Annotated in this window: 24 protein-coding genes and 1 tRNA gene; 21 read left to right on the top strand and 4 right to left on the bottom strand. The window is 71.7% G+C overall.

The features are described from left to right. Window positions 1-185: 185 nt before the first annotated feature. From ACKUU6_RS19175 to ACKUU6_RS19100, 16 genes are all read left to right on the top strand, one after another. Entirely contained in the window at window positions 186-479 is a 294-nt protein-coding gene (locus ACKUU6_RS19175; RefSeq protein ID WP_407989811.1) for a hypothetical protein, read from the top strand. After that, window positions 476-1,402, top strand: a complete 927-nt coding sequence (locus ACKUU6_RS19170; RefSeq protein ID WP_407989810.1) for a DUF2637 domain-containing protein — start codon at window positions 476-478, stop codon at window positions 1,400-1,402. Before ACKUU6_RS19175 ends, ACKUU6_RS19170 begins: the two co-directional genes overlap by 4 nt. A 91-nt stretch (window positions 1,403-1,493) precedes the next feature. Further along, the gene (locus tag ACKUU6_RS19165) at window positions 1,494-1,871 is read left to right on the top strand and encodes an RRQRL motif-containing zinc-binding protein (protein WP_407989809.1); all 378 of its coding nucleotides are present in this window, start codon (window positions 1,494-1,496) and stop codon (window positions 1,869-1,871) included. Between the two features lie 101 nt (window positions 1,872-1,972). After that, window positions 1,973-2,362, top strand: a complete 390-nt coding sequence (locus tag ACKUU6_RS19160; protein WP_407989808.1) for a hypothetical protein — start codon at window positions 1,973-1,975, stop codon at window positions 2,360-2,362. Between the two features lie 49 nt (window positions 2,363-2,411). Further along, window positions 2,412-2,633 (top strand): hypothetical protein, encoded by a 222-nt coding sequence (locus ACKUU6_RS19155; protein ID WP_407989807.1) that lies wholly within the window; start codon window positions 2,412-2,414, stop codon window positions 2,631-2,633. A 91-nt stretch (window positions 2,634-2,724) separates the two neighbouring features. Then, on the top strand, window positions 2,725-4,926 hold the full coding sequence (locus ACKUU6_RS19150; RefSeq protein WP_407989806.1) for a cell division protein FtsK: 2,202 nt from the start codon (window positions 2,725-2,727) through the stop codon (window positions 4,924-4,926). 142 nt (window positions 4,927-5,068) lie between these two features. Beyond that, entirely contained in the window at window positions 5,069-5,356 is a 288-nt protein-coding gene (locus ACKUU6_RS19145; protein ID WP_407989805.1) for a hypothetical protein, read from the top strand. Between the two features lie 24 nt (window positions 5,357-5,380). Continuing rightward, entirely contained in the window at window positions 5,381-5,563 is a 183-nt protein-coding gene (locus ACKUU6_RS19140) for a hypothetical protein (protein WP_407989804.1), read from the top strand. 76 nt (window positions 5,564-5,639) lie between these two features. Next, the gene (locus ACKUU6_RS19135; protein WP_407989803.1) at window positions 5,640-5,861 is read left to right on the top strand and encodes a hypothetical protein; all 222 of its coding nucleotides are present in this window, start codon (window positions 5,640-5,642) and stop codon (window positions 5,859-5,861) included. After that, window positions 5,858-6,136 (top strand): hypothetical protein, encoded by a 279-nt coding sequence (locus ACKUU6_RS19130; protein WP_407989802.1) that lies wholly within the window; start codon window positions 5,858-5,860, stop codon window positions 6,134-6,136. The genes ACKUU6_RS19135 and ACKUU6_RS19130 overlap by 4 nt, the downstream gene beginning before the upstream one ends. An 11-nt stretch (window positions 6,137-6,147) precedes the next feature. Beyond that, window positions 6,148-6,300, top strand: a complete 153-nt coding sequence (locus ACKUU6_RS19125) for a hypothetical protein (protein ID WP_407989801.1) — start codon at window positions 6,148-6,150, stop codon at window positions 6,298-6,300. 77 nt (window positions 6,301-6,377) lie between these two features. Continuing rightward, the gene (locus ACKUU6_RS19120; RefSeq protein ID WP_407989800.1) at window positions 6,378-7,226 is read left to right on the top strand and encodes a bifunctional DNA primase/polymerase; all 849 of its coding nucleotides are present in this window, start codon (window positions 6,378-6,380) and stop codon (window positions 7,224-7,226) included. A gap of 2 nt (window positions 7,227-7,228) precedes the next feature. Continuing rightward, complete coding sequence (locus ACKUU6_RS19115; protein ID WP_407989799.1) at window positions 7,229-8,704, top strand: ATP-binding protein; 1,476 nt, start codon at window positions 7,229-7,231, stop codon at window positions 8,702-8,704. 504 nt (window positions 8,705-9,208) lie between these two features. Further along, on the top strand, window positions 9,209-9,394 hold the full coding sequence (locus tag ACKUU6_RS19110) for a helix-turn-helix transcriptional regulator (protein WP_407989798.1): 186 nt from the start codon (window positions 9,209-9,211) through the stop codon (window positions 9,392-9,394). Then, window positions 9,394-9,621, top strand: a complete 228-nt coding sequence (locus ACKUU6_RS19105) for a hypothetical protein (protein WP_408649639.1) — start codon at window positions 9,394-9,396, stop codon at window positions 9,619-9,621. Before ACKUU6_RS19110 ends, ACKUU6_RS19105 begins: the two co-directional genes overlap by 1 nt. Before the next feature lie 221 nt (window positions 9,622-9,842). Beyond that, window positions 9,843-10,748, top strand: a complete 906-nt coding sequence (locus ACKUU6_RS19100) for a tyrosine-type recombinase/integrase (protein WP_408649638.1) — start codon at window positions 9,843-9,845, stop codon at window positions 10,746-10,748. 164 nt (window positions 10,749-10,912) lie between these two features. Here ACKUU6_RS19100 and ACKUU6_RS19095 read toward each other — a convergent pair. Next, window positions 10,913-10,993: transfer RNA gene (locus tag ACKUU6_RS19095), tRNA-Tyr, on the bottom strand. Between the two features lie 217 nt (window positions 10,994-11,210). Here ACKUU6_RS19095 and ACKUU6_RS19090 point away from each other — a divergent pair. The 3 genes from ACKUU6_RS19090 to ACKUU6_RS19080 all read left to right on the top strand — a co-directional run bounded on the left by ACKUU6_RS19090 (window position 11,211) and on the right by ACKUU6_RS19080 (window position 16,309). After that, window positions 11,211-11,699, top strand: coding sequence for a YajQ family cyclic di-GMP-binding protein (locus ACKUU6_RS19090; protein WP_407989796.1), 489 nt, complete (start codon window positions 11,211-11,213; stop codon window positions 11,697-11,699). A 1,009-nt stretch (window positions 11,700-12,708) separates the two neighbouring features. Further along, window positions 12,709-15,438, top strand: coding sequence for an SdrD B-like domain-containing protein (locus tag ACKUU6_RS19085; protein WP_407989795.1), 2,730 nt, complete (start codon window positions 12,709-12,711; stop codon window positions 15,436-15,438). Window positions 15,439-15,532: 94 nt separating this feature from the next. Next, window positions 15,533-16,309 (top strand): hypothetical protein, encoded by a 777-nt coding sequence (locus tag ACKUU6_RS19080; RefSeq protein ID WP_407989794.1) that lies wholly within the window; start codon window positions 15,533-15,535, stop codon window positions 16,307-16,309. A 55-nt stretch (window positions 16,310-16,364) separates the two neighbouring features. On the opposite strand, the gene ACKUU6_RS19075 is transcribed toward ACKUU6_RS19080, so the two are convergent. Then, a complete protein-coding gene (locus tag ACKUU6_RS19075) occupies window positions 16,365-17,657 on the bottom strand; it encodes a right-handed parallel beta-helix repeat-containing protein (RefSeq protein ID WP_407989793.1) in 1,293 nt (430 codons plus the stop codon). 61 nt (window positions 17,658-17,718) lie between these two features. Here ACKUU6_RS19075 and ACKUU6_RS19070 point away from each other — a divergent pair, with 61 nt between their 5' ends. After that, a complete protein-coding gene (locus tag ACKUU6_RS19070) occupies window positions 17,719-18,885 on the top strand; it encodes a Dyp-type peroxidase (RefSeq protein ID WP_407989792.1) in 1,167 nt (388 codons plus the stop codon). Window positions 18,886-19,110: 225 nt separating this feature from the next. On the opposite strand, the gene ACKUU6_RS19065 is transcribed toward ACKUU6_RS19070, so the two are convergent. Together ACKUU6_RS19065 and ACKUU6_RS19060 are read right to left on the bottom strand one after the other, a co-directional pair. After that, complete coding sequence (locus ACKUU6_RS19065; protein WP_407989791.1) at window positions 19,111-19,752, bottom strand: hypothetical protein; 642 nt, start codon at window positions 19,750-19,752, stop codon at window positions 19,111-19,113. A 132-nt stretch (window positions 19,753-19,884) separates the two neighbouring features. Continuing rightward, window positions 19,885-20,358, bottom strand: coding sequence for a hypothetical protein (locus ACKUU6_RS19060; protein WP_407989790.1), 474 nt, complete (start codon window positions 20,356-20,358; stop codon window positions 19,885-19,887). Between the two features lie 111 nt (window positions 20,359-20,469). On the opposite strand from ACKUU6_RS19060, the gene mug reads away from it, so the two are divergent. After that, window positions 20,470-21,048 carry a G/U mismatch-specific DNA glycosylase gene (mug, locus tag ACKUU6_RS19055; RefSeq protein ID WP_407989789.1) on the top strand — a complete coding sequence of 193 codons (579 nt, stop codon included), beginning with the start codon at window positions 20,470-20,472 and terminating at the stop codon, window positions 21,046-21,048. Window positions 21,049-21,090 lie beyond the last annotated feature (42 nt).

Here is a 21,090-nt window from a genome sequence, read left to right as displayed (position 1 = left end):
CCGTAAAGACGCACTGTACGAGCACTTTTGGTCCCCGATCCGCCTCGCTTCGGCGGGCGCGGGTCGGGCCCATGACTGCTCGTCACTTACGAGTGGTTGGGCCCGAACGAGTCGGAGTCACCGCGCCTTCCTTGGCGGGAGCGCGGTGACCCCTCGGGCCTACACACCCTTCGAGAGGTAGTCCCGTGAAGTCGATTGTTGCAGGACAGTGGGCCGTTTCGGCCCTGGAGTTCGCCGAGCTGGCCTTTGGCGTGGATGCCGACGTCGACCCGTTCGGCTCGTTGTTCGGCGGTGTGGCGGGCGAGTCGCCGGCCGAGTGGGCCGCCCGCATGGATGTGGCGCGGGAGGTGCTGGCGGAGCTGCTGGTGGACGACCCGGAGTCCGCCGAGGTCGCCGCCGAGCTGCTGCGTACCGCCCCGGTGCCGCTGCACCGCAGGATGGCCGGCCGCCGCCCGGTCTGGTCGGGGGTCGCGGCGTGAACCGCAAGGCCAAAATCCTGATGGTCACCGGTCTGCTGGCCGTGGTCGGCATGGCGTTCCGGGTCTCCTGGAACGCGCTCAAGGACGTGGCCGGCGCGATCGGGGCCGACCCGACCGCCGCCACCGTCTACCCGCTGGTCGTGGACGGGCTGATGGCGCTGGCGCTGGTCGCCGCACTCGTCCTCCCCGAGGCCGACCGCAGGTTCGCACTGCGGGTCCTCGCCGGGTACACGGTCGCCTCGCTGGTGCTCAATTACGTGCACGGCTTGGTGCCGACTCTGCACGGCGGGGCGCGGGTGAAGCTGGCCGACTGGTCGCCCGCCCACTGGGTGCTGGTGCTGCTCGCCAGCTCGCTTCCGGTCGGGTCGATCTTCTTCGGCTCCGACCTGGTCGCCAAGGTCCTGCACCACAAGCCCGAACAAGCACAAAACAACCAGAACACTGTAAATCGGTCGGGGTCTGACCTGCATGAACCAGCCCCCGCCGAGCCGGTGGAGTCGGTGATCGAGTCGCCCGACCAGTCGGCCGCGCCGCAGACCCCGGCGGCCGTGCCCGCTCCGGTCCCGGTGGCGCCGGTGGGGGTGGTCAAGTCGGCTGCGGCGCCTGCCAGTCGGGTCCGCAAGAACACGGGTGTGGTGCCACCGTCAGCGCGGACCGGTCGGCCGACCCGCACCTCCCAGCAGTTGCTCACCGAAGCCCGTACGGCCACGGCCGACTGGGCCGACGACAAGCTCACCGCCGACGCGATCCGGGCGGCCGTCCGCACGTCCGCCGACAAGGCCCGGACCCTGCGCGACGCCCTCAAGGCCGAACGCGCCGCCGCAGCCGAGTCGGCCGCGCCGACCGCCCTGCACGTCCTACCCGCTCTGCCCGTCCCGGCCGAGACCGTTCCGGCCGCTCTGTTCGAGGAGAAGGCATCGTGAGCGACTACAACGTCAATGGCGGTTACGGCAGTGACCGGCCGCAGCTCCCCGCTCCGCCCCCGCCGAGCGGCCCGTCCGACGGCAAGGGCCAGTGACCCGCTCCCGCCCCCCGGCCCCGGACGCACCGTCCGGGGCCGGAGCCCTGCCGACCTACAAGTGGCGCCAAGCGCCCGATGGACTGCTGACCCGCCGCCAGCTCCGCAAGCAGGGACTGCGGCCCAACGGTCAGCCCGTGGCCGCACAGATCCGCTGGCACTCCCGTTACGGCACCACCGCCGAAGCCCACCTGTTCCGCCCCGAACTTGCCGCCCCAGTGCGGAAGATGACCCCCGCATGGCGCGCCGCGCTGAACGCCGCGAACCGCGCCCGCCGATCCTGCCCCGCCTGCGGACGCGACGCCGGATACGTCCTGCCCCGGCACCTGGGCACCTGCATGCCCTGCGCCGACGCCGGCCAGCTCGCCGCCTGACCGGCGCTCCAACCCTCAACTTTCCTGCACAGCAGATGACTCGGAGACAGCCATGTCCAACGTTCGTGCCGCCCGCTTCGCCGCCACGTACGCCCTGCTCCGTGCCGCCGGTGACCTGGCGGACCACTGACCACCAGGCCAGCAACAAGGGCCAGCACGACCACAACGACGGCCAGTCCAGCGCGGCCGGGCGCCGCGCCTGCGCCGCCCACGTCGCCACCTACACCGCCACCCAGACCGCCGCACTGCTGCTCGGCTCCCGCGTCCTCGGTGTGCGTCTGCGGCCCGGCCCGGTCGCCGTCGCCCTGGCCCTGTCGGCCGCCACGCACTACGCCGCTGACCGGCGTGAGCCGCTGCGGCGCCTGGCGGACGCCACCGGCAAGGCCAAATTCGTGCGCCTGACCGACTTCGGGATGAACGGCGCCTACGCCCTCGACCAGGCGTTCCACCACACCTTCGAGACCGCTGCCGCCCTCATCGCCTCCGCCTGAACCGCATCACAGTCCACCCGCGCACCATCACCCAGACCTGGAGTTCGCCATGTCCGACCACCTGCCCGGTACCTACGACTTCGCGCTGATCGCCACCAACAACCACACCCTCATCGAGAACGGGCGCTACGGGGGCAGCATCTTCATCGACGTCCCGATGCGCCACAACGACCTCATCGACCTGGTCTGCACCGCCCTGCTCCGGACCAATAACGACGCGGTCCTGCGTGACTTCGGCACCCGCTACGTCGCCAAGTTCCGCCGCCGGTGACCTCGCCCCGGGACGGCCGCACAGCTTGCCGGCACCACGGCCGTCCCGGGCCCTTCACCCCTCTGATGTGTAGTTGAGGAAGGAACCTCCAGTGAACCAGCCCAACCCGCCCACCGGACCCGGTGGCCAGCCCGAGAACCCGGACGAGCTGTTCGCCCGGCTCGAAGCCGACCTGACCGCCGACTTCCCCGCCATCGCCGCCGACGTCGTTGACCTCGACAAGGCCCGCAACCTGCGCCGCGCCACCGAGAACGGCGACGACCCCGACGGCCTGTCCGTCTACGTCGACACCCCCGCCCCAAAGACCGACGCCCTCGCCTCACGGTGGGCCACGGCCCGTGCCGCGAAGCGGCGCCCGATCATCCCCGCATGGGCCAAGTCCAAGCTGGAACTGGCCGCCGCCGCGAAGTGGGCAGCCGGGCACGCCGGCCACACCCTCGGCTACCACGCCGTCCGCTCCCCGCTCTACGCGGCGAAGCTGGCCGCCCGCTCCCCGCGCGGCACCTCCCGCCTGGTCGGCGGCACCTGGCGCTGGGTGTCCGACGCCGAGTCCCGCCCGGTCCGGGCCGCCGCCGTGCGGCGTGAGGACGTCGCCGAGTACCTGGTGCTGGCCCGCCGGCGGGACGCCCGGGTGAAGGCCCGGGGTGCGCTCCTCGCGCTTGCCGCAGTCCTCGGGGTGGCGTTCGTCGCCGTCCTGCTGGTCACCACCCCCGGCTGGACCCAACTCGCGGTACTGACTGCCGGGTTGATGGTGCTTGGCGTGGCTGGTGGGGAGGCGGACGCTCCGCTGATCGACCGCGCGGTGGTGGCCACCAAGGTGCAGCGGCTCACCTCCGACATGGTGGTGCGGGCCCTGGGCGCGATGGGGCTGGCGGAGGTGAACAAGGCTCTGGGCAAGGGCGGTTCGGGGGTCACGTTCCCCGCGCCGATCACCCGGGACGGCCCCGGCTGGCGAGCCGACATCGACCTGCCCTACGGCGTGACCGCCATCGACGTGATCGAGCGCCGTGACCGGCTCGCATCCGGTCTGCGGCGGCCGATGGGCTGCGTGTGGCCCGAGCCTGTCCACGACCAGCACGCCGGCCGCCTCATGCTCTGGGTTGGCGACCAGGACATGAGCCAGACCAAGCCCCCCGCGTGGCCGCTCGCCAAGGGCGGCGCCGCGTCGCTGTTCAAGGCGCTGCCGTTCGGCACCGACCAGCGCGGACGCCCCGTGGCGATGAACCTGATGTTCGCGAACGTGCTGATCGGCGCCATGCCCCGCTTCGGCAAGACGTTCGCGCTCCGCGTGCTGATGCTGGCCGCAGCGCTCGACCCGATCGCCGAGCTGCACGTGTGGGAGCTCAAGGGCACCGGTGACCTGGAGGACGCGGAGAAGGTCGCCGCCGACTACGGGTCCGGCGCCGACGACGAGACGATCGAGGGCGCGCTCGGCTCGATCCGCTACGTCTACAAGGAACTGGAGCGCCGCGCAGCCGTGCTCCGCTCGCTCCCGAAGGAGCGGCGGCCGGAGAACAAGGTCACCCCCGAGCTGGCCGCCGACCGCAAGCTCGGCCTGCACCCGTTGGTGCTGGTCGTGGACGAGTGCCAGGAGCTGTTCAGCCACGACACCTTCGGCAAGGAAGCCGGGGAGCTGTGCGAGGGCATCATCAAGCGCGGCCCCGCCATGGGCGTCATCCTGCTGCTCGCCACCCAGCGCCCTGACGTGAAGTCCCTCCCGTCCGGGATCTCGGCGAACGTGGGCATCCGGTTCTGCCTGCGGGTCATGGGCCAGACCGAGAACGACATGGTCCTGGGCACCAGCAGCTACAAGAACGGGCTGCGGGCGACCACGTTCACCGCGAACGACAAGGGCATCGGCTACCTGGTCGGCGCCGCCACCGACCCGCAGATCGTCCGCTCCTACTACATCGACGGCCCCGCCGCCGGGAAGATCATGGACCGCGCCCGGGCCGCCCGCATCGCCGCCGGCACCCTGACCGGCGTGGCCGCCGGGGAACTGCCGGAGCGCGAGCAGAACACCACCAGCATCCTGGACGACCTGATCTCCATCTGGCCCGCCGCCGAACCCAAGGTCTGGTCCGAGACGCTGGTCGCGGCACTCGCCGCCCTGGACGAGGCACGGTACGGCGGATGGGAGCCCGAGCAGCTCGCCTTGGTCCTCAAGCCGCACGGCATCGACACGGTGCAGATCGGCCGCCGCATCAACGGCAAGGTCGTCAACCGGCGCGGCGTCGAGCTGGCCGCGATCCGCGACAGCATCACCCGGCGTAACCAGCAGCGGTCCGCCTGACCCCTCGGCAACGGTGCTAGCGCTAGCGGTCCCACCCGCTAGCGCTAGCACCACCGTTAGACCCCCACCCATGCCCTGATCAGGAAGCTAGCGCATAGCGACCTGGCCTGCGGCATGCCCGGAAACAGCCCCAGGAGACACCTTGTCGACCCTGCTCGGAGCGTTCATCACCGCCCTGCCCGGACTCATGCCCGTAGCTCTCTGTTACGCCCTGCTGTGTGCCGCCTCGCCGTTCGGCCGCTGCCGCGCCTGCAAGGGACTCGGCTTCCGCACCCGCACCACCGCCCTGACCGGCCGCCTCGCCCGGGGCCGCGACTGCCGCCGCTGCGACACCACCGGCCGCCGCCTGCGCCTGGGCCGCCGCCTCCACAACCACGGACTCGCCGCCCGCGAACGCGCCGAGCGCATCCGCCACAACTCCCAGCTCTGACCCGACACCGAAGGGAGCACGTCCGTGCTCGTCACCGCCTCCATCGCCGGTCTGACCGCACTTCTCACCGTGGGCCTGGTCTGGCTCAAGCGGATAGGGATCGGCGCCGCCATCGTCGTCTGGACGTCCGGGTTCACCGCCGCCGCCACCACCGTCGCCGGACCCGTCAACGACCTGCTCACTGCCATCACCAACGCCACCCACTGACCCACCCGGGCCACGGTGGACGGCCGCCACCGCGCTGCCGTCCATCGTGGCCCAACTCCCGGAAGAGAGAACAGAGATGGGCCAGAACAGTGCACTGCCGGGCGTGCGGCCACTGGCCGCCGTCCACCTCCGCGAAGCACTCACCGCCGCCGCCAACGGCCACACCCCCGCCGCCCTGGCCGCGCTGATGCACATCGACGCCGAGTCCTGGCAGGCCATCAACTCCCGTCTCGGCCAGCTCGGCGCCGATCTGCTCGACGCCCTCGCCCTCGCAGCCCGAACCGGAGGAACCCCGTGAGCACCACTTCTGACCTGGTGACCGCCGCCGTGCTCTTCGGCCCCGGCACCGCCCTGGCCGCCGTTGTCCTGCCCTCCCTGCGCAAGAGCCGCGCCGACTCCGCCGCCGTCCTGCTCGTACTCGCTGAGTCCGCCGCTGCCCGCGCCGCTGCTGCGCTGGAGGAGAGCGGTCCCACCCCGCCGACCGGGCGCGAACCCGCCCCCGAGACCGCCCCGGCGCCGACCGTGCGCCTGGCCACCGTCCTGGCCTTCCCCACCACGCGCCGCGCCGCCTGAGAGGCCCCCTCATGGACTACTGCGACGAGTGCGCCGACGAGTACTGCCCCGGCCACGAGATGTGCGAGGAGTGCGGCGGCGACCTGTGCCCCGAGTGCCAGGGCTGCGACTGCCCCGGCTGGGAGTGCCCCGGCTACGCCGCCCACCAGCTCGGCGACCACTGAAAACGGCGGCCCCCTTCCGCCAAGAACCGGGGCCGCCGTCAATCCAGCACGCTCGAAGAGAACTGGAGACACCCAGCATGACCGATCAGACCCTCATCCGGGGAGACCGCCTGACTACGGCGCTCGCCCTGGCGGCCTCCGGCGTGCCCGTGCTGCCGCTGCGAGCGGGGAAGGTGCCGTTCGGCAACTGCCGGAACTGCGCGGACAACCAGTGTGGTGGTCGACCGAACATGAAGACCCCGGGACCCTGCCACTGCCTGGCCCCGTGCCACGGCTGGGCCGCCGCCACCACCGACCCCGCCGTCCTCAACTCCCGTGTATGGGGGCGGGCGTGGCGAGCGGCAGCCGGGGTGGCCTACCACCCCGGAGGCGCCGGACTGACCGTCGTGGACCTCGACAACGAGGAAGCCATCGACTGGGCCAGCGCCACCCTGCCTGGCACCCGGACCGTGCGCACCACCCGGGGTGAGCACTGGATCTACCAGGGCGCCATGGGCTCCGCGAACGCCGTGCGGCCTGGCGTGGACCTCAAGTCGACCATGTCCTACGCCCGGTGGGTCGGTCCCGGCACCGGCACTGTCACCGCCCTGCCGGACACGGTCCGCGCCCTGTTGGTGAGGGAACCCACCCCGGCCCGCCCGGTGACCGCGTCCGTACCTGCTGGAGGCGGCAGGTGCCCCCACCGCAGCCCCGCGTTCCTTGAGCGCGGCATCGCCATGGCGGAGCAGCGCATCACCAACGCCGCGTCCGGGGTGCACGCCACCGTGTTCGGGGCGTTCTTGGCGGTGCTGTCCACGCACGGGCGGTGCGGCTGCCTGACCGACGCCCACACCGCCCGGTTGTTCGCCGCAGCTCAGGCCAAGGGCGAGTCCGCCTGGCACTGCGCCGACGCGTGGGCCAACGCCGTCCACAGGCTGGGGCTGTAACCGTGGCTGACGATGAGAAGAACCCGGCGCGCGAGGTCATCACCGAGTACGCCCGGTCCCACTTCCGGTACTTCCGCACCGCCGACGGCGCCGTCTATGCCCAGCGCCTCGGCCACCCCGTGGCCCGCCCGATCCGCTCTCAGGGCACCACCGGCAGCCACCGCCAGGAACTGATGGTCGGTCTGTACCGGGACGGCCTCGGGGTGTTCAACGGCAGCTCGCTCAAGGAAGCGCTCGACCTGATCGAGGCACTCGCCCTCTCCGAGGACGTGCAGGTCGTCCACATCCGCGTCGCCCCCGGTGCCGACGGGGCGACGTGGCTGGACCTGGGGCGCCCGGACGGCCTGTCGGTGCGCATCCACCCCACCGGGTGGGACCTGACCGTGCCGGACCCGCAGGAGGTGTGCTGGCGGCGCACCCAGCTCACCGGGGAACTCCCCGTTCCGGTGAAGGACACCGGCGAGGAGGGGATCGATCTGCTGCTGCGGTTGACCAACTTCGCCACCGCCGAGACCGAGTGCCTGGCGATCGCGTGGCTGATCGGCTGCCTGGGCCCGTCCGTGCCGGTCCCGGCCGTGTTCCTGACCGGGCCGCAGGGCTCGGGCAAGTCCACCGCCGGCCGGATGCTCACCCGGATCGTTGAGGGGCTGAGCGCGGACCTGCGCCGGGCGCCCAAGGATGAGGAGAACCTCATCGCCGCCGTCGCGGCCGGGTGGATCACCGCCCTCGACAACCTGAGTCACATGACCCCGGACCTCTCCGATGCGATGTGCTGCATCGTCACCGGGGCGGAGAGCGTGAAGCGGGCCCTGTTCACGGACGGGGACGTGGTGCGGTCCAGCTACCGCCGTCCGCTGCTGCTGACCGGCATCGATGTCGGCGTGATCCGCCCCGACCTGGCGGAGCGGCTGCTGCCGCTGCGGCTGGTGCGGCCCGCCAAGCGGCGCACCGAGTCGGAGTTGTGGACCGAGTACGCGCAGGTCCTGCCCGCCGTGCTCGGCGCGATCCTCGACCTGACCGTCAAGGTGCGGGCCGCTGATGCCGAGACGCCCACGGACCCGCGCATGGCGGACTTCGCGCACCTGTGCGCGCAGCTCGACGCCGCCACCGGCTGGAGCTCCCTCCCGGCCTACCGGGCCTGCCTGGACGACCTCAACGACGACGTCATTGAAGGCGACCTGCTCGCGCAGACCGTCCTGCGGCATGTTGAGAGCCTCGCCCCGGGCGAGGCGCAGCGGATGACGTCCACGCAGTGGCTGAACTGCCTCAGCCGCCTCTACACCGGCGAGGAGTTCAAGCCCCTGCCGAAGGGCTGGCCGACCACCGGCAAGGTGCTCTCCGACCGGCTCAAGCGGCTCCAGCCCACCCTTGCAGCCCGAGGTGTCCTGGTCGACTCCGGCCGCACCCGGGAGGGCCGCTACGTCGAAGTCGAGCGCCCCGCCCCCATTCCGCCGCACGAGCAGCCGCCACTGCTCTGACCGGGTTGCCCACCTGAACAGCAAGAGGAGCACCGGCTCCGCCCGGGGACCGGTGCTCCTCTTGCTGTTCGGCGAAGCCGCCCAAGGGCTCCGCTCTTCGCCCCGAGAGAGCGCCGAACCACAACAACAGCCCCTCAATTTTTCCTAAGTAGGAACCGCTGCGTCATGTTCGTCACGGCGGCCGGAAAACCGCCCCTGACCTGCACGGAAGGGCGTGACGCAGACGGAAAGCTCTGCGTCATCCTGCGTCACCCGCGTCACGCCCCCGCGTCACGGTGACACAGCCGCGTGACGCAGAGGCCGACCGGCCCGGACGCTGCGTCACGCCAAAACCCCAGGTCAGACCCCCTGCGTGACGCGCATGACGCTGTGACGCAGAAATCCCCACCTAGGACAACACACGCCCCCGTGCACCCGGTGCGGCGCTCTCTTTCACCCGGCACTCGCTGCCGTCAGCGCCACAAAACACCTCACCTGCTGACCTGACCCTCAGAGAGGCCCGCCATGCCCAAGCAGGAGTACCTCAAGCTTCCCGCTGTCCTCGAAGAACTCGACATGTCCCGCTCCGCCTTCACGCGGATGGTCGCCCGTGGGAAGGGGCCGAAGGTGATCAAGCTGCCCAACAATCAGCTCCGTGTCAGCCGCAGTGAACTGGACGCCTGGTGGGCCGCACAGGAGGTGGCCGCCTGATGCCCACCTCCTACAAGGTGAAGTTCTGGGAGCACCGGCACCGGCCGGACCGGAAGACGCCGTGGATGGTGCGGTGGACGGTTGCTGGGCGGGAGTTCTCCGAGTCCTTCCTGACCAAGCCTCAGGCTGACGGCCGGAAGGCCGAACTGGTGGTGGCCGCCGCCTGCTCAAGCGCCAGCGGGAGGAAAACGCCGTTTCCTGGTACCAGCACGGCCGGAACTACGTAGAGGCCCGTTGGGACGGTGCTCCGGCCAAGACCCGAACCACGTGGGCGGATGCGCTGGCAAGCGTCACGTTCGAACTGGTCAGCAGTAAGGCCGGCATGCCGGACAAGCGCGTTGTCCGGCGCGCACTGTACGGCTGGGGATTCAACGTAAACCGCTGGACCGAGGAGCCCCCGGCCGAGGTGGCGAAGGCACTCGGATGGGTCTCTCGGCACTCGGTAGACATGGCCGAACTGGCGGACCCGAAGATGGTCCGGAAGCTGCTCGCCGCCCTGTCCGTGAAGCTGGACGGCACGAAGGCTGCCGCGTCCACCGTCCTACGCAAGCGCCGGATCATGCACCACATCCTCGGGCGCGCCGTAGAGGACGACCTGCTGGCCTCCAATCCGCTGCCGCTGGTCCAGTGGCAGCCACCGCAGGTCGAGGAGGAGATTGACCCGGAGTACGTCATGAGCCCGGAGCAGGCATCCGAGATGCTGGCTGCGATCGGCCGTCAGGGGCGGCGCGGCCCGCGCCTGGTGGCATTCTTCGGGTGCATCTACTACGCAGGGATGCGCCCCGGGGAGGTCGTCCACCTGCGCAAGGACCGCTGCGTACTACCCGCTGAGGGTTGGGGAAAGCTCAACCTCAACGGCAACAGCCCACGCGTGGGGTCCTCTTGGACCGACAGCGGCACCTCGCACGACCCCCGGGGATTGAAGCACCGCGCCGAGAAGGCCACCAGGCCCGTCCCGATCCCGCCGGAACTGGTAAAGCTGCTGCGGGAGCACATCAGCGAGCACGGCATCGCGCCCGACGGTCGGTTGTTCAGGACGTCCCGCAACGGGATGGTCCAGGAAAGCAGCTACGGAATGGTCTGGGCAGCAGCCCGTGCCGAAGCGCTGAGCCCGGAGGAGCAGGCCACGCCCCTGGCCAAGCGCCCATACGACGGTCGGCATGCCGGTATCTCGCTCTGGCTGGCGTCCGGAGTGCCGCCGGCCGAGTGTGCTCGACGGGCCGGCCACAGCATCGCTGTTCTGCTCCGGGTCTACGCGAAATGCATCCATGGTGACGAAGACCATGCCAACCAGCTCATCACCGAGCGGCTCCAGCGCAGGGCCTCGCTACCGGGGACCGGGGACCTCGTCTGAGCTTGGTCCGCGCCTGGTCCGGAACTGCTGGTCAGAGCTGGGTACAGGTGACGAAAGGTGGGCCAAACCTCGCAAAACGGCAACCTGGAGCAGGCACGTGTTCGAGCGAACTAGAAGGGCCCCTGACCGGCGTTTCCGCTGGCCAGGGGCCCTTCTTTATCCTGTGGCTGGTGCAGGGTTCGAACCTGCGTAGCTTGCGCGGCAGATTTACAGTCTGCTCCCTTTGGCCGCTCGGGCAACCAGCCAGGATGGTGTCTTGCGGGGCGCTGCCCCGTTCGACCTCGTAAACGATACCTGATGGATGGGGGTGCTTGGCCACTTGGTTGGTCACGTGATGATCAAGGGGACGGGGCGTGGCTGGCGGAGGTGGGCGGGGGTGGGGGTGGATAGGCTTGGGCGGCGCCTGCTCCGTTGGGGTGGGGGCGGACAGTGAAGCCAGAGCATCAAGGAGACCAAGACACCATGGCCGACTCCAGTTTCGACATCGTCTCGAAGGTCGAGTGGCAGGAGGTCGACAACGCGATCAACCAGACCTCCCGCGAGATCGCCACCCGGTTCGACTTCAAGAACGTCGGCGGCGAGATCAAGCGGTCGGGCGAGAAGATCGAGATGAAGGCCAACGGCGAGGAGCGCGTCAAGGCGATCCTGGACGTGCTGAAGGACAAGTTCATCAAGCGTGGCCTGTCGCTGAAGGCGCTCGACGCGGGCGAGCCGCAGCTCTCCGGCAAGGAGTACCGGATCACCGCGGACGTGAAGGAGGGCATCTCCCAGGACGACGCGAAGAAGGTCGCGAAGATCATCCGCGACGAGGGCCCGAAGGGTGTCAAGGCGCAGGTGCAGGGCGACGAGCTTCGGGTCAGCTCGAAGAGCCGTGACGACCTGCAGACCATTCAGGCGCTACTCAAGGGCAAGGACCTGGAGTTCGCGATCCAGTTCGTGAACTACCGCTAGCAAGCCGCACTGACCTGCGGAAACGCTAGCTCTTCCAGCAGGGAGGGCGCATCGAGGGCGCTGGGTGGGACCGATGACCACCAGCAGTCCTCGATGTGCCCTTGCCGCCGCATATGAGCTCACCCGGCACTGTGCACGCCAGCTTGGTCATCAGCGCTCCGGCTGGTTCCGGGCCTGCAGCCTCAGATGCCTGTCACTACTCTGCGTCTGCCAGCTTCACAGCTGCCCGCCGGACGTCGTTAGGGGGGGCCGAGCTCAACTCCGCTAAAAACTCAACCAGGCCCGGTAGGGCGAGGAACGTTGCCCTGGAGGCGCTGGAGCCGGCGACCGGTACTGCCCCCCTGCCCTTGACCCGGCCGGCGAAGGTCCACTGACGTGATGGGGCGTCAGACCGGTGGACGCAGCGGAGGAGCGGGTGTCGGGTGCCCCCGCCGCGTACTTGAGCCTGGTGGTGGCCACGGTCGGCTTCACGTTGACGTTCTGGGCCTGGAACCTGGTCGCGCCGCCGGCCGGGGAGTTCGACAGGACGCGGCGCATGCCCTCGTTCGCCCGGTCGCTGCTGGTGGCGGTGCCGGTGCCGGCCAGCGCAAGCCACGCCGGTCACCCGAGTGAGCAGCGCGACGGGCATCGTGGGCGCGGTCGGCGGCCTGGGCAGGTTAGGACCGCCGCTGGCGAGGGGGCGGTCCCACAGCACGGAGGACAGTTACTCGATCGGCTTCATGCCGCTGTCCGACCTGGCGCTCGCGTGGGGTGTGTGTGCGCGGCTCTCCGGATGCGCTCCGTCCGCCCGGACACGCCGTCCTGAACGCTCCGAGGAGGGCACACCGGGGGCGCACCGGGGGCACGCGGATGATCGGGCGTGCTTCCTGACTGATCGTCAATTTTCTTGTACTGCCTGCCGGATGTTCGTATTCCACTTACGATTCGGCCGAATGGTGTGTACGCGACGCCATTCCGGTGACGCGTCGGCATCGATCCGGCGCGCCTTCCCGACGATCGAGGGCAGGGCATGACGCATATGCAGCAGCAGACCAGAGCGCCCGTGCCGCGCACGGGGCGCCGCGCGGCCGGACGGGCCGCCGCGTTGGTGGCGGCGTTCGCCACCGTGACCACGGCGACGACAGTGGCGGCGCCCCCGGCCTCGCCGGCCGACGCGGACGGGTCGGTGACGGTCCGGGTGGTCCGGGCGGTCGACGAGAACGGGGTGTGGAGCCCGGCCCTGGAGCCGGGGATGGCGGGGGTGACGGTCACGCTGACCGGGGCGGACGGGGTGCTGCGGGCCGCCGCGACCGCCGCCGACGGCACCGTGACACTGACCCCGGCCGCCGGGAGCGCGGGAGGCCGGTACCGGGTCGAGGTGGTGAACCCCAAGCCCGGCGTGCTCTTCCCGGCCTTCGCCTCCCGCGAGGGCCTGGCGGGGGCACCGACCAAGCTGAGCAGCAACGAGGAGTTCGTCGACCTCTCCGACGGCAAGCAGGTCACCTTCACCACCGGCCTGTGGAACCCCTCGGACTACTGCCAGGCGAACGCGCCGCTGGCCACCGCCTGCCAGCCCGCCTCCCTGGAACCCGGCACCAGCCGCACCCTGCTGACCTTCCCGTACCGCTCGCGCGGGGTGAACAAGGACGTCACGAACGTCTCCACCGCCACTGACACCGGGAACGTCTTCGGCATCGCCTGGAACCGTGAGGACCGGCGGCTGTTCAGCTCGGCCCACGCCAAGCGCAACACCGCCTACGGGCCCGGCGGGCCGGGCGCGGTCTACGTCACCGACCCGGTGACGAAGGCGACTTCGCTGTTCACCACCGTCCCCGACGCGGGCACCACCGCGCACACCGGCGCCGACGACCCTGGCTTCTTCGGCCCGGTCGGCCGGGAGAGCCTCGGTGGGCTGAAGCTCACCGAGGACGGCCACGACCTGTACGTGGTCAACCTGCACGACCGGAAGCTCTACCGGTACGACGCCACCGCGCCGACCGCCGCGGAGCCCGAGGCCGTGTACCCGATCCCGGCGGCGGACTGCCCGTCGCCGGAGGACTGGCGGCCGTTCGGCCTCGGCATGCAGGACGGCGTCGGCTACCTCGGCGGCGTCTGCTCCGGCGAGTCCACCCAGAAGATCGGCGACCTGCGGGCCGTGGTACGGCAGTTCGACCCGACGACGGGTGCGTTCGGCGCGGTCGTGCTGGACCAGCCGCTGGACCACCGGGGCACCCCGACGAGCTGCGCGGGCTACTTCTGGTACCCGTGGACGGAGACCCAGCCGACGACCGGCAGCGGGCAGGTCTGCAACGTCCACCCGGAGCCCGAACTCGGCGAGGTCGGCTTCGAGACCGACGGCTCGATGCTGCTGGTCTTCCGCGACCGGTACGCCGACCAGGCCGCCGCGTTCCCCGCCGCGAGCGGGCCGCAGCCTCCGGGCTTCGTGTCGGTGCTCGCCTCAGCAGACCTCAACAAGGCCTGCAAGTCAGGCACTTCGTACGTGCTGGACGTGAACCTGGGCTGCGGGGCGACCGTCCGGAACAAGAACTGGTTCGACCAGCCCCGCCCCTACCCCTGGGGCCACCCGTACCCGGCGTTCGCGGGCCTGGCGCTCTCCAAGGTGGAGAACTCCATCGCCACCTCCGGCTACGACGTCGCCAACAACGTCGTCAGCGCCGGCACCATGTTCACGCTGCGCAGCGGCGGTCCGGACCCGGGCTTCGGCCAGGAGCTGTCCAACGGCCAGTCGCGGTTCGGCAAGGGCGCGGCGATGGCCGACCTGGAGGTGCTCTGCGACCGGGCGCCGCTGCAGATCGGCAACCGGGTCTGGTACGACCCGGAGCGCTCCGGTCTCCAACTGCCTGAGCAGAGGCCGGTGGTGGGGGCGACGGTCGACCTCTACGACGCGGACGGCAAGAAGGTCGGCACCACCAGGACCACCGCGCGCGGCGAGTACTACTTCGACGACACCAACGTCACCGGCGGACTGAAGCCGAAGACCGCGTACACCATCCGCCTCGACAACCCCGGGGACTACGCCGCGGGCGGGCCGCTGCACCACTGGGTGCCGACCGCGGCGAACGTCGGCGACAACCGCCTGACCGACTCCGACGGCACCGTTCCGCAGGGCGGCACGTACGTCGAGCGGGCGCTCACCACCGGCGCGGCCGGGCAGAACGACCACAGCTTCGATTTCGGGTTCCAGCGTCAGCTGGGCGCCCTGCGCCTGGTCAAGCACGACCAGGACGGCAAGGCACTGCCCGGTGCCGTGTTCCAGCTGTGGCGGGAGAGCAACAACACCGCGGGCCTGCAGACCGACGGTGCGAAGCCGGACACCAAGGTCGACGGCGCGTGCACCACCGGGGCGGACGGCACCTGCACCAGCCGGGCCGACCTGGGCAGCTACTACTGGCAGGAGGTCCGCCCGCCGCAGGGCTACCGGGCTCCCGACCAGCCGGTCCTCGGGCCCGTAGTGCTGGACGACGAGCACCTGGACGCGGGCGTCACCACGACGGCGGTCAACACCCTGATCCCGCCGACCCCGACGCCCACCCCCACGGTCACGCCGACGCCGACGCCTTCGGTGGGGACCCCGGCCCCCGTGCCCACCACCACGCCGCCGGCCGTACCGCAGCCCTCCGGGCCGCTGGCCAGCACCGGCGGGGGCGCCGGCGCCTCGTACCTGGTCGCCGCGGGCGGCCTGCTGGTGGTCCTCGGCGCGGTGGTCCTGGTGGTGCTCAGGAAGCGCCGCACCACCTGACACGCAGTGAGACACCTGGAACACCAGGGGCCCCGGGACCCGTCCCGGGGCCCCTGCCCGGATCCTGCCCCGCCCCATGGAGGACGACCCCGTAATGGCTACCGAGAACAAGCGGCGCTCCCGCCGCCGCACCGCCGTGGCCGCCGCCCTCGCGGCGGCCGTGCTCGCCGTCGGCGGGGTGACGGCGTGGCGGCTGACGGACCGCCAGGAGATGAGTCGCCCGCTCAGCACCGAGGAGGCCTCACGGCTGGCGCTGTCGCGGTTCACCCTCTACGGCACCGGCCCCGTCCGGGTCTCGCTGACCGCGGAGGAGGGCGGGGGCCTGGTGACGGAGGTGCACGGCGTCATCGACTACCGCACCCGGCGCGCGGCGGGCAGCTACCGGGTACGCGGGCCGGCCGGCACCGTCGACGAGGGCCTGGTGGTGTGGGACGCCGGCGGGCTGGGCCTGGCGAAGCCGCCCGCCGATGCGGCCGGCCCCGCCTGGAAGCAGGCCGACCACGTGCCGCGCAGCGGCTGGGCCTCGCGGCCCTTCGGCACCGACCCGCTCGACGCCGGCCTCGACCTGCTGGCCCAACTCGGCGCGGACCGGCCCGACAACCCGCTGCTGCTCGCCCAGTCCGGCCCCCGCTGGCTGGGCCGCGACCGGATCGAGGGCCGCGACTACGACCGGATCTCCGGCCCCCGCCCGCGCGGGGCCGCCGACGGCGGCACCGCCGCCTCCCCGCTCACCTACTGGATCGACGCCGACGGCGGCCTGCGGCGCGTCACCATGCGGATCGCCGGGCTCCCCGCGCCCACCACCCTCAACCTGGAGGGGCCGCAACCGGACGCCGAACTCCCCCAGGCCCCGTGGGCGACCGCTGGCTGACGTGCCGTCACAGCGTGAACGACCCGCCAGGACGAGAGAGCCGGTCGGGCGGGCGTCAGACGCTCGTCGGCAGCGGGTAGGAGGCCGGGTCGACCGGTCCCGGGAGAGCCACGGCCGGGACTGCGGGAGCGTCCGGGTCGGGCAGCGAGGGCTGGGCGGGCGGTGGGGGTACGGCGTTGAACGGGGTGCCGGGCGGAGCCTGGACGGCCGCCGCGCGGCCCATCGGCACCGGGGCGGAGCCGTTCACCCCACAGGGCGCCAACTGCTCCAGCCCCGGCGGGCTCTGGACGCCCGGGCCGTTGCCCGTGAAGCAGTTGCTCGGCGCGGCCGCCGCTCCGACCAGGTCCACGCCGTTGCCGGTGACCCGGTTGCCGGTGACGCGGTTACCGCTCGCCGGGTGCCCCGGCGGGTCGGTGACCACCACGCCCGCCGCCCGGTTGCCGGCCACCAGGTTGCGCTCCACCTGGTTGTCGACGCCGCCGCCGATGCCGATGCCGATGCCGAACCCGCCGTCGGCCTGCTGCGGGGAGTCCGCCGAGTTGTTGTCCGCGACCACGTTGCCCGCGATCACCGCGCCGTGCTGGGGCGCCAGGGACTCCAGGTCGTTGGAGTTGACGGTCACTCCGACCCGGTTGCCCACCGCCCGGTTGCCGACCACGGTCAGGTTCTCCGAGGCGTTGGTGATCTCGATGCCGACCGCGTTGCGCTCCACCGTGTTGCCCCGCACCAGGGTGTCGCACGGCCGGCACTGGCCGACGTAGATCCCCGAGTCGGCCATCCCCGAGGCGTACGAGTCCTCGATGATCCCGCCCCGGGCGTCGAAGGCGTAGATGCCGTAGAGCGCGTTCCCGTACGCGGTGACCCTGGTCGCCCGGAAGCCCTCCACCGGGGGGAAGCGCGTGGTGTCCAGCGGGTCGTAGGCCGAGCCGCCCGCACCGTGGCGCTGGAGCTTCTCGTCGGTGACGCCGGTGAAGAGCACCCCGTTGGCGAGGTAGCCGCGTACCGTCAGGTTCTCCACCACGGTGCCCGCGCCGGTCGCGGTGATCCCGTTGACGAGCTTCAGGCCGCCGTCGAGGACCACCCCGTTGCGGTCCGTGCCGCGCAGCACCACCCGGGGCCTGGTGATCCGTACGCTCTCCCGGTACGTGCCGGGAGAGACCAGCACCAGATCGCCGGGCACCGCGACGTCCACCGCCCGCTGCACCGTCGGGAGGTCGGCCGGCACCCTGATCACCACGCCCGGCGGGTGGCGGTCGACCGAGGCCCCGCCCTCACCGCCCGAGGAGCAGCCGGACGCCGCCGCCAACACGCCCAGCGCCGCTAGGCAGGCCCCGGCCTGACGGCTCATCAACTTCATGGAACAACGGAGGAATTGCATGGATCGTGTTCTACCGTCTGGAATGGACGGCATGCACACCGAACACGCGAACCCGCAGGGCGGGGCCGCCCCCGCACGCCCTCGGTTCGACCGTCGGACCCTGCTCACCGCGGCCCTCGCCACCGGAGCGGGAGTCGCGGGCGCCACCACCTTCAACCGAGCGCCGCACCACTCCCCGGCCGCGCCGCCCCCGCCCGCCGCCGTGCCGTTCCACGGCGCCCGGCAGTCCGGGCTGACCCACCCTCAACTGCCGGTGACCAGGCTGCTCTCCCTCGACCTGCCGGGCGGGGCGGGCCGGGACGCGCTGCGTGGTCTGCTGGCCTCGATCGGTGCGGTGCTGGCCGGGGCGGCGGACGGCTCCCTCGGTGACGCCCGCCTCGACGGCACGCCGCCGGTCACCTCCCTGGTGGCGGTCGGGCCCGGGCTGGCCGGCCGGCTGCGGCTGAACGTCCCCGAGGCCCTCGCGGAGCTGCCGGCCTTCGCCGGTGACCGCCTCGAACCGGCCCGCAGCGGGGGTGACCTGCTGGTCCAGCTCGCCGCCGAGCAGCCCTGGACCACCGGCGTCCTGGCCGAGCACCTGGTCACCGCGGCGGGGCACAGCGGCGCGGCGGTCCGCTGGAGCCAGGGTGGGTTCCTGCCGCCCGTCCTCGAGGGGCGGACGCCGCGCAACCTCTTCGGCTTCAAGGACGGGACCGCCAACCCCGCCCCGGACGACCCCACCCTCTGGGGGCCGCCGGGGCCGCACGCCGACGGGACGGTCCTGGTCTACCGCCGGATCCGGATGGACACCGGGGCCTTCGCCGCGCTCCCGAGGGAGCGGCAGGACCTGGTCATCGGACGGCGGGCGGACACCGGCGCCCCGCTCACCGGCCACGCGGAGCACGACGACCCCGACGTCTACGCCAAGCACCCCGACGGCTCCTACGTCCTCCCCGCCGACTCCCACGTCCGCCTGAGCAGCCCCCGGCTCGACGGCGGCGCCCGCATGCTGCGGCGCGGCTGGTCCTACGACGACGGCCCCACCGACCGGGGCCTCCTCTTCTGCGCCTTCGTCCGCGACCCGGCCCTCTTCATCCGCGTCCAGACCCGCCTCGCCGAACGCGACGCCCTCACCCCCTTCGTGACCCACACCGCCTCGGCCGTGGCCTGGGTCCTCCCGGGCGTGGAGAAGGGGAAGGAGCTGGGCGCAGGCCTCTGAACGAGTCGCACGCCAAGGTCCGCCGAAGGTCAAACGTTGCCACGAACTCGGCCTTTCCTGCTGGGGCATCCATCCGACAACGTGATCTTCGGGGAGGAGCGCAAGCGGCAGTTCAACGAGCAGCAGGAGCTCGCGACATGAATGAACTTCCGCTGACGCCGGGACAGCGCTGCTGTCGGGGCCCGGACCGTGCACGGTCCGGGCCCCGAGGTGTGGGTGCGCCCGTCAGCTGGTGACCAGGGCGGTCGCGGTGGCCACGGTGGCGGTGACGGTGCTGGTGGAGAGCGGGGGTACCGCGTCCTTGACGGCAGTCGGGTCCGGCTTGGTGGCGGTGGCCTTGGTGACCAGGTCGGTTGCGGCCTTCTGGACCTGGGCGAGGGCGTCCGCCGGGCTGACCGGCAGCGGCGGGACGCCCCGGGCGTCGCCGGCCGGGAGGCCGGGCGGGGTGACCGGCAGGCTGGGGGCGGCAGGCGGGGCGACCGGCAGCTGGCCCAGCAGGGACTTCACCGCGGCCAGCAGGTCGGCGAGCAGCTTCTGCAGAACGCTCGTGTCCGGCGTGGCGGAGGTAGCGGAGGTCACCAGTTTGGTGACCTGGTCGAGGACGCCGCCGAGTGAGCCGAGCACCGCGAGGTCCTTGGTGGGGTCGGGTACGGCCGGCACGGCCGGGAGGTCCGTACCGCCGGGAGGCTTCACCGGCAGGTCGGGAGCGGGCGGGACGATCGGGAGGTTGGGGAGCGGCGGGGCAAGGGGACGGATGGTGGTCGCCGCAGCGGGTTCGGCAGCATTGGCGACGGTGACGGAGGCTGTGGTGACCGGGGCGAGGCCCAGGGTTGCGGTCAGCACGACGGCCGTCCAGGTGGCACGCATGGGATTGCGCTTCCTCTCAGTGAAGTACAGGCGGATTCGCCTGAGCTTCACGTTGGGCCACCACTCTTGCCCCGGCCACTGGTCGTACGCCGAATGGTCCGGGGCCCGGACGCGGGACCGGTTCCGGACCGGTCAGCCGGAGCACCAGTCGACCAGGCGCCGGTGCCGGTCGAGCCCGACCGCCTCGAACTCGTCCCGGCCGTGGGTGTGTTGGGCTCCGACCCGGCGGAGCGCCTGGGAGATCGGGCTGCCCTCGGCGGGGAAGGGCTGTCCGGTGACCGAGGCGAGCGGGCCGAGCACCACCTGGGCGTCGAACCAGACCGCCGCGTGCTGGGTGCCCTCCCCGCCGATGAAGTCCGCCTCGACGTAGCCGATCGGGCCGGCCTTGGACCAGGCCGCCATCCGGCGGCCGAAGCCGCCCGGGAAGGACGCGAAGCCGGGCTGGACGGCGCCGCCGTGCTCGGTGACGGTGTCGAAGAGAAGGTCCGTCATCGGGATCAGCGCCAGTTTCTGTTCGAGTCCGGCGACCCGGGCGACCGGCACCTCGGCCGCCACCACGTCGAGCAGTTCCCGTGATGCGATCAGCGCCTTCAGTTCGTAGGACATCCAGCCATTCTGCGCCTTCCGACAACGGTGCGGGAGCGGATTATCGAACTCACTGTGCGTTCGAACGGACTCGACGGCCGGGGGCGCGGCGGGAGCGGGCAGACTGGACGGATGAGCGAGAAGAGCGAGCCGACGGCCCGTCAGTTCCGGCCGGATGCCGCGGAGCTGGCGGCGGCCCGTGGCCGGACCGTCCCGGACGTGGTGGCTCCCGGACTGCGGGTGCTGTTCTGCGGCATCAATCCCGGGCTCTGGTCGGGCGCGACCGGGCAGCACTTCGCCCGGCCGGGCAACCGGTTCTGGCCCGCGCTGCACCGTTCCGGTTTCACGCCCCGTCAGCTGCGGCCGGACGAGCAGCGGGAGTTGCTCCGGTACGGCCTCGGCATCACCAACGTGGTGACCAGGACGACGGCGAAGGCGGACGAACTCACCGCCGAGGAGTACCGGGTGGGCGGCCAGGCCCTGGTGGAGCGGGTCGAACGGCTGCGGCCCGGGGCGCTGGCGGTGCTGGGCATCGGGGCGTACCGGACCGCGTTCGGGCAGCGGCACGCGGTGGTCGGGCGGCAGTCGGCCGGGATCGGCGACACCGAGGTGTGGGTGCTGCCCAACCCGAGTGGCCTGAACGCCCACTACTCCCTGGACGGGATCGCCGAGGAGTTCCGGCGCCTGCGCGAGGCGCTGCCCGAGCGGTAAACCGCAACGGAAGGCCGGAGCCAGAGGCTGGACGCCTGCCCG

This window comes from Kitasatospora sp. CMC57 (genome assembly GCF_045866025.2).
In the GTDB taxonomy this organism is placed as follows: domain Bacteria; phylum Actinomycetota; class Actinomycetes; order Streptomycetales; family Streptomycetaceae; genus Kitasatospora.
Note: the sequence above shows the minus strand (reverse complement) of the source record. Positions and strands in the feature narration are given on the sequence as shown.

Excerpts from the sequence above, each read along its gene's own strand:
- ACKUU6_RS19155 (WP_407989807.1), top strand. The coding sequence starts at position 2,412 with ATGTCCGACCACCTGCCCGGTACCTACGACTTCGCGCTGATCGCCACC.
- ACKUU6_RS19135 (WP_407989803.1), top strand. The coding sequence starts at position 5,640 with ATGGGCCAGAACAGTGCACTGCCGGGCGTGCGGCCACTGGCCGCCGTC.
- ACKUU6_RS19125 (WP_407989801.1), top strand. The coding sequence starts at position 6,148 with ATGGACTACTGCGACGAGTGCGCCGACGAGTACTGCCCCGGCCACGAG.
- ACKUU6_RS19120 (WP_407989800.1), top strand. The coding sequence starts at position 6,378 with ATGACCGATCAGACCCTCATCCGGGGAGACCGCCTGACTACGGCGCTC.
- ACKUU6_RS19110 (WP_407989798.1), top strand. The coding sequence starts at position 9,209 with ATGCCCAAGCAGGAGTACCTCAAGCTTCCCGCTGTCCTCGAAGAACTC.
- ACKUU6_RS19105 (WP_408649639.1), top strand. The coding sequence starts at position 9,394 with ATGCCCACCTCCTACAAGGTGAAGTTCTGGGAGCACCGGCACCGGCCG.
- ACKUU6_RS19100 (WP_408649638.1), top strand. The coding sequence starts at position 9,843 with ATGGCCGAACTGGCGGACCCGAAGATGGTCCGGAAGCTGCTCGCCGCC.
- ACKUU6_RS19090 (WP_407989796.1), top strand. The coding sequence starts at position 11,211 with ATGGCCGACTCCAGTTTCGACATCGTCTCGAAGGTCGAGTGGCAGGAG.
- ACKUU6_RS19085 (WP_407989795.1), top strand. The coding sequence starts at position 12,709 with ATGACGCATATGCAGCAGCAGACCAGAGCGCCCGTGCCGCGCACGGGG.
- ACKUU6_RS19080 (WP_407989794.1), top strand. The coding sequence starts at position 15,533 with ATGGCTACCGAGAACAAGCGGCGCTCCCGCCGCCGCACCGCCGTGGCC.
- ACKUU6_RS19075 (WP_407989793.1), bottom strand. The coding sequence starts at position 17,657 with ATGAGCCGTCAGGCCGGGGCCTGCCTAGCGGCGCTGGGCGTGTTGGCG.
- ACKUU6_RS19070 (WP_407989792.1), top strand. The coding sequence starts at position 17,719 with ATGCACACCGAACACGCGAACCCGCAGGGCGGGGCCGCCCCCGCACGC.
- ACKUU6_RS19065 (WP_407989791.1), bottom strand. The coding sequence starts at position 19,752 with ATGCGTGCCACCTGGACGGCCGTCGTGCTGACCGCAACCCTGGGCCTC.
- ACKUU6_RS19060 (WP_407989790.1), bottom strand. The coding sequence starts at position 20,358 with ATGTCCTACGAACTGAAGGCGCTGATCGCATCACGGGAACTGCTCGAC.
- mug (WP_407989789.1), top strand. The coding sequence starts at position 20,470 with ATGAGCGAGAAGAGCGAGCCGACGGCCCGTCAGTTCCGGCCGGATGCC.